Consider the following 6,231-nt stretch of genomic DNA (forward strand, 5'->3'; position numbering starts at 1 on the left):
TATTAATCATAAAAGGGGTTTTCATGAAAGTATATAAGATATTTAAAGATTCAATAGGCCAATATGAAGCGGTCAAACAAGGCTGGTCTTGGCCTGCATTTTTCTTTGAAGGTATCTGGGCATGTGTGAAGAAAATGTGGGGGGTGGGTATCATCCTTATTATTCTATCTATAATTTTAAGTTTTTTTAATTTTGGAGCTGAAAAACTGGTAAGTATGAACCCCGCCTTCGCAATCTTTCTCCCCTTTCTATTTCTTATTGGTATTACCATTAAAATCCTAATGGGTGCATACGGTAACAAACTGCGTGAAAAAAATTTGATAAGCCGAGGCTATCAGCATCAAAAAAAAGATGCTGAATTTATTATTGCTCAGAATCCTCAAATGGCCATTATTCAGTATATTTCCAAATACGAAAAATAAATCGGATTCTTAAAACATAAAGGCCGTCTGAAACCTTAAAATAGGTTTCAGACGGCCTGAGCCTTTGCAAAACTCTTTACATCTCAAACCTTTCTGAAACCCAGCGGGCCAAGCGCCTGCCCGGTTTTACCTTTTCCCCTAAGGAGCCGCCATGTCCCATCTGCAAACCATCGCCGAACACCTGACCAGCCGCCGCCAAACCGTTACCTGCGCCGAGTCCTGCACCGGTGGCCTGCTTGCAGGTGCGCTGACCTCCGTTCCCGGCAGTTCGCAATGGTTTCATCAAAGCTTCGTCACATACAGCAACCAAGCCAAACAGGAGCGTCTGGGCGTCATGCCCGACACCTTGCTGAAACACGGCGCGGTCAGCCGCGAGACCGTCTATGAAATGGCACGCGGCGCAAAAGCCGTCGCGCAGGCGGATTACGCTTTGAGTATTTCCGGCATCGCCGGCCCCGGCGGCGGCAGCGCGGCCAAACCGGTCGGCACAGTCTGGTTCGGCCTGGCCACGCCCGAAGGCTCGTTTGAGCAAACCGTACTATTCACAGGCGACCGCGAAGCAGTAAGGGCGCAAGCCGTCGAATACGCATTGGCTTTCTTGGCGGAATATTTGGTTTGATAGCAAAAACTCAGGCCGTCTGAAATCTGGAAATCAGGTTTCAGGCGGCCTTTTTATCTATTCAAACCATCGGCGGATTTATACGCCCAAAAGCTCTTTGCCGAGGAAGCTGCCTTTTTCGACACCCGGCAGAACGAAGAAATAGCCGCCGCCAAACGGGCTGATGTATTCCTCCAGAGGCTCGCCGTTGAGCAGGTTTTGCACGAAGATGAATCCGTCGGCAAGGTTGGCCTGATAGCAGATGAAAATCAGGCCGACGTCGAGCTGGCCGTTGGCGGCAAGGCCGCGTGAGTAGTTGAAGGCGCGGCGGTAGAGCAGGTGTTTTTTCATGAACTCCGGATCGCGCGGATTGGCAAGGCGCATATGGCTGTCTTTGGGCGTGATTTTGCCGTCTGGGTCTTTGGCGAAATCGGCGGTGTCGCCCTCTTTTTTACCGTCCATGGGCGCGCCGCTGTATTTGCGCCGGCCGAAAATATCGGTTTGTTCCTGCATCGGGGTGCGGTCCCAAAACTCGACAAAGTGGCGGATAAGGCGGACGGCCTGATAGCTGCCGTTTTTCGCCCATGCCGGTTCGTCCAAGCTGTTGGCAGCAACGCCCGTCCACAGGACTTGATCGGCGACTTTGGGATCTTCGACTTTGGGATTGCCGGAGCCGTCGCGGAAACCTAAAAGATTGCGCGCGGCAATGGCGCCGGGTTCGGCTTTAGGGAGCCAACCGTCTATGCTCCAGCGGATGACGGCAAACTGGGCGGTGTTTTTGATGATATCGCGCAGGGCGGCTTGGCAGGTTTCGGGGGAGAATGCGCAAATTTGCAGGCTGAGGTCGCCGTCGCACCAAGATTTTTGGAGTTTGTCGTTGGGGAAGTCGCGCATTTCTTGTAGGTGTTTCGGCTTTTTGTCTTTGAGGCCGAAGCGGTCGTCAAATAGGCTGCTGCCGACGCCGACGGTAACCGTCAGCCCGTCGGGGCGGAATTGTTTGCCGAGGATGCCGCTGCCCGCAGGTGGGAGTTTGTCGTCGCCATCTTGGTATTCGCCGCCTTGGGTGAGGAATTCGATGCGGGCGGTCAGGGCGCGGAACAGGTTTTCAAGTTGTTTGGCATCTTTGGCGGTAACGTCAAAGGCACACATGATGCCGAAGAGCTGGTGTGGCGTAACGATGCCTGCCTGATGCTCGCCATAACACGGATAGGCCAGCTCGGAATGTTGGTTGTTTTGGGTCTCGGCGGCGGCTTCGCCTTGTTTTTTGCCGGCAAAATAACCGGCAACACCGATGGCGCCGGCGGCAAGGGCAGTTTTGAAAAGGGTTCGTTTTTCGGGTTGTGCCGGTTGTTTGTTTTGGCTCATGGTCTGCTCCTTGGCAGGGAACGGAAAGATTGCAATCGTGTGAAGTAAGGTCGGTTTTCAAACATATTTGTGTGGGAGACAATAAGATTCAGACGGCCTTTCAATATCCAAAGGCCGCCTGAAAACGCGTTATCTTATTTCAAACCCAAAATGCCGCGCAGTTTGGCCAAGTCTTCTGCCAAGGCATTAATCGGCGCCTGCAGGGCTTTGCGGTCTTCTTCGCTCAATTTGTCGTACAGCTCGAAACCGTTCGGGGTTTTGTATTTCGCCAAAATGTCTTCAACCTGTTTGAAGTTGGCATCGGTTTTTTCCAACAACGCTTTGTCTTTGGCTTCGATCAGCGGACGGAACAAATCAACGATTTTTTTGGAGCCTTCCACATTGGCTTGGAAGTCGCTCAAGTCGGTATGGCTGTAACGGTCTTCTTCGCCGCTGATTTTGCTGCCGGCCACTTCTTCAATCAGTTCGGACGCGCCGCCGACCACCTTACCCGGAGGAAACGCCAATGCGTCGATTTCTTTTTGCAGTGCTTCGACATCGGTCATCAGTTTGGCTGCAATTTCCTTCACGCCGGATACGTCTTTTTCTACCCAAAGGGCGTGTTCGATACGGTGGAAGCCGGTAAATCCGGCATCTTTCGCACCGTCTTTGAAGTCGTCTTCACGCGCATCGATGACGGGGTCGAGTTCGCTGAAAAGCTCGGCAATCGGTTCGATACGTTCGTAATGGACGCGGGTGGCGGCAAACAGGGATTTGGCCTTTTCAATGTCGCCGGCTTTAACGGCTTCGGTAAAGGTTTTGGTTTTCGCCACCAGCTCTTTAACCTCGCCTTGAACGTAAGCTTTATAGTCGGCGAGCGGTTGGGACAGTTTTTCCAAATCCGCTTCGTTGGCAGTGTCTTTGAAGCCGCTGTCGGTAACAATCAGCTTACCGCGCGGATTAGTCAACAGGCCGCAAGTCATTTCGTATTCGCCCGGCAGCAGGGTAACGGTCATTTTGTCGGATAAACCCGGGGCGATGTTTTCACGCTCGTCCACCACCATCACGCCTTTCAGAATTTCCCATTCCAGCTTGCGGCCGCTGTCGTTTTTAATGTTGAACACGACTTGGCCGCTGGGGACGGTCAATTCCATCGGTTCGCAGGCAGTATCGTTCACGCCGATATTGACCGAACCGTCGGCATTGGCGGCAGCGGATGCGCCTGAAGCGGCAGGCGCGGCTTTTTCGGCTTCAGGCGGCTGACACGCAGTCAAACCCAGAGCCAGCATTACAGACAAAGCAGTCAGATTGAATTTTTTCATTTTCATTCCTTTTTATTTAGTTAACGTTTTTGCCGGCGCGCTGCCGCGCAAAAACCAAATCATGACGGGAACCAGATACAGCAGCCAAATCAGGACTTCGCCTTCGGTTGGGTGGTCGGTATAGCCGAAGAAACCGCCGAGCAGCACGCCTAAAGGGCTGTCTTCATGCAAATATTTCGATGTGTCGAAAGCAATATCCTGCATCACATTCCATACGCCGGCCTCATGCAGCGCGCGAAACGAACCGGCCAGCAGACCGGCCGCCACCACAATCAGAAACGCGCCCGTCCAACGGAAAAACTTCGCCAAGTTCAGGCGCATACCGCCCTGATAAATCAGCGTACCGATGACAACCGCCACCAACAGCCCCAACACCGCGCCTATCGGCATAGACCACGTCGGGCTTTGCTGGAACACGGCCAGCAGGAAAAACACACTCTCCAAACCTTCGCGCGCCACAGCCAAAAACGCCATGCCGACCAAGGCCCAACCCTGGCCGCTGCCGCGGTTCAAGGCCGACTGAACAGAATCCTGAAGATGCTGTTTCATCGAACGCGCGGCCTTCTTCATCCACAAAATCATGTACGTCAGCATCGCCACAGCCACCAGGCCGATGGCGCCGACCACCAATTCCTGTTCTTTTTGCGGAATCTCGCCGGTAGCGGAATGAATGCCGTAACCAATACCCAAACACATGACCGAAGCCAAAAACACGCCCAGCCAAACCTTCGGCATCAGCTCGCTGTGTCCCGACTGTTTCAAAAAACTGGCAACAATGCCGACGATCAGGGCGGCTTCGATGCCCTCGCGCAGCATAATCAATAAAGCAATCAGCATAAAAAACTCTAAAGTGAAATGTTCATTTGTTAACGCATTTATAACGCTTTATGCTTAATAACGCAAATTATTTTTATTTTTTAATAACCCCATATTTATTAAGATTTTTTAAAATAAAATAACGGACGTAATCAATAAAAACTAAAAGGCCGTCTGAATAAGGCCGTCTGAATTTTATTTTTTCAGACGGCCTTAATTTATCTAAGCAATTGTAAATAAATAATAAAAAAGTTCCATAGTATAAATTTCCCTATCAGTGATATTTTCAGAATTTATCAAATTTAAAAGGTTGATTTACAACAAAAATTAAAACCGCCTTATCTTTTATAGTTGGCATATTGCTGGTGCAATCAGCAATCCATGACATAACAAACGCATAACAAAGGAACCCTCCTATGCCACGTTTAAAACTCCACCAAATCGCTTTGGCTTTGGCCGTTTCTGCCGCGTTGACCGCCTGCGGCGAGAAAACGGCTCAAACAACCGAAACCCCTCAAGCGGCTTCTGCCGCGAGCGCTGCCGATGCTGCCGCAAGCACCGCCGCTGTTTCGGCCCCTCAAAATTCCGCCGATGTTTCTGCCGAAGACAAAGCCCTGTTGGAACGCGCGCAAACCGTGTTCAAACCTTTGCCTGATGCGGCCGAAATGCAAAAAATCCGTCCGTTTACCGAAGAGCAGGTCAAACTCGGCCAACAACTTTGGTACGAAACCCGCCTGTCCAAAGGCAACACCGTCAGCTGTAACTCCTGCCACAACTTGGCAACGGCCGGCGTAGACAACATGCCGACCAGCGCGGGCCACAAAAGCCAATTCGGCGCCCGTAACCCCCCGACTGCCCTGAATGCCGCCTTGTTGGGAAGCCAATTCTGGGACGGCCGTGCCGCCGATGTGGAAGAACAAGCCGGCGGCCCATTGCTCAACCCGGTTGAAATGGCCAACGCGACCGAAGCCGATGCCGCCGCCAAAATCGCCGGTATCCCTGAATACCAAGAAAAATTCAAAGCCGCATTCCCTGAAGACGGCGCGGTTTCCTTTAAAAACATCACCACTGCATTGGGCGCGTTTGAACGTACCCTGCTGACCCCGACCCGTTGGGACGACTACCTGAAAGGCAACGTATCTGCCCTGAGCGAACAAGAACGCAAAGGCGTACGCGCATTTATGGACAACGGCTGTATCGCTTGTCACAACGGCGTCAACTTGGGCGGTACCATGTTCCAAAAATTCGGTTTGGTGGATGGTCCTTACTGGAAACACATCGACGATCCTAAACACGACAAAGGCCGTGCGGACGTAACCAAAAAAGCCGAAGACGAATTCTTCTTCCGTGTTCCCGGCTTGAGAAATGTTGAGCGCACCTATCCATACTTCCACAACGGCAGCGTTTGGGAACTGGATAAAGCCGTCAACATCATGGCAAAAGCCCAATTGGGTAAAACTCTGGCTCCGGAAGACACTGAAAACATCGTTGCCTTCTTGAAAGCCCTCTCCGGCAATGTTCCGGAGTCTGCCCGAACCATGCCTGAGCTGCCTGTCTCCCACGATGTCAAATCCCAACCTGACAACAAATAAGGTTTAGCGCAAAACAAAGGCCGTCTGAAAATCCGTTTCAGACGGCCTTTTTGTTGCCGGCCATATGGGCGCCTTTGTTTCACGATTCCACACAATATGGTAATCTTGAGCCGATTTTCACCATACATCCGAAAGGA

At 51.6% G+C, this 6,231-nt stretch carries 6 protein-coding genes; 3 read left to right on the forward strand and 3 right to left on the reverse strand.

Translation table 11 applies throughout. From position 1 onward, the window contains the following. Together ACTHUT_RS12505 and ACTHUT_RS12510 are read left to right on the forward strand one after the other, a co-directional pair. On the forward strand, nt 1–422 hold a 422-nt coding region (locus ACTHUT_RS12505; RefSeq protein WP_440418854.1), incomplete at its 5' end, for a DUF2628 domain-containing protein. A 151-nt stretch (nt 423–573) separates the two neighbouring features. Further along, nucleotides 574–1,041: a CinA family protein gene (locus tag ACTHUT_RS12510; RefSeq protein WP_440386736.1), complete on the forward strand. Its 468-nt coding sequence runs from the start codon at nt 574–576 to the stop codon at nt 1,039–1,041. Between the two features lie 78 nt (nt 1,042–1,119). Here ACTHUT_RS12510 and efeB read toward each other — a convergent pair whose 3' ends face one another. The 3 genes from efeB to efeU all read right to left on the reverse strand — a co-directional run bounded on the left by efeB (nt 1,120) and on the right by efeU (nt 4,523). Beyond that, nucleotides 1,120–2,385 (reverse strand): iron uptake transporter deferrochelatase/peroxidase subunit, encoded by a 1,266-nt coding sequence (efeB, locus tag ACTHUT_RS12515; RefSeq protein WP_070631554.1) that lies wholly within the window; start codon nt 2,383–2,385, stop codon nt 1,120–1,122. A 134-nt stretch (nt 2,386–2,519) separates the two neighbouring features. After that, nucleotides 2,520–3,686 (reverse strand): iron uptake system protein EfeO, encoded by a 1,167-nt coding sequence (efeO, locus tag ACTHUT_RS12520; protein ID WP_049335642.1) that lies wholly within the window; start codon nt 3,684–3,686, stop codon nt 2,520–2,522. Between the two features lie 12 nt (nt 3,687–3,698). Next, nucleotides 3,699–4,523: an iron uptake transporter permease EfeU gene (efeU, locus tag ACTHUT_RS12525; protein WP_036492490.1), complete on the reverse strand. Its 825-nt coding sequence runs from the start codon at nt 4,521–4,523 to the stop codon at nt 3,699–3,701. Nucleotides 4,524–4,918: 395 nt separating this feature from the next. Between efeU and ACTHUT_RS12530 the strand changes: the two genes are divergently transcribed. Further along, complete coding sequence (locus ACTHUT_RS12530) at nt 4,919–6,094, forward strand: cytochrome-c peroxidase (protein WP_049333127.1); 1,176 nt, start codon at nt 4,919–4,921, stop codon at nt 6,092–6,094. Nucleotides 6,095–6,231 lie beyond the last annotated feature (137 nt).

This window comes from Neisseria sp. P0022.S010 (genome assembly GCF_051956635.1).

Coding starts and splice junctions, on each gene's coding strand:
- efeO (WP_049335642.1), bottom strand. CDS start 3,686: ATGAAAAAATTCAATCTGACTGCTTTGTCTGTAATGCTGGCTCTGGGT.
- ACTHUT_RS12530 (WP_049333127.1), top strand. CDS start 4,919: ATGCCACGTTTAAAACTCCACCAAATCGCTTTGGCTTTGGCCGTTTCT.
- efeB (WP_070631554.1), bottom strand. CDS start 2,385: ATGAGCCAAAACAAACAACCGGCACAACCCGAAAAACGAACCCTTTTC.
- ACTHUT_RS12510 (WP_440386736.1), top strand. CDS start 574: ATGTCCCATCTGCAAACCATCGCCGAACACCTGACCAGCCGCCGCCAA.
- efeU (WP_036492490.1), bottom strand. CDS start 4,523: ATGCTGATTGCTTTATTGATTATGCTGCGCGAGGGCATCGAAGCCGCC.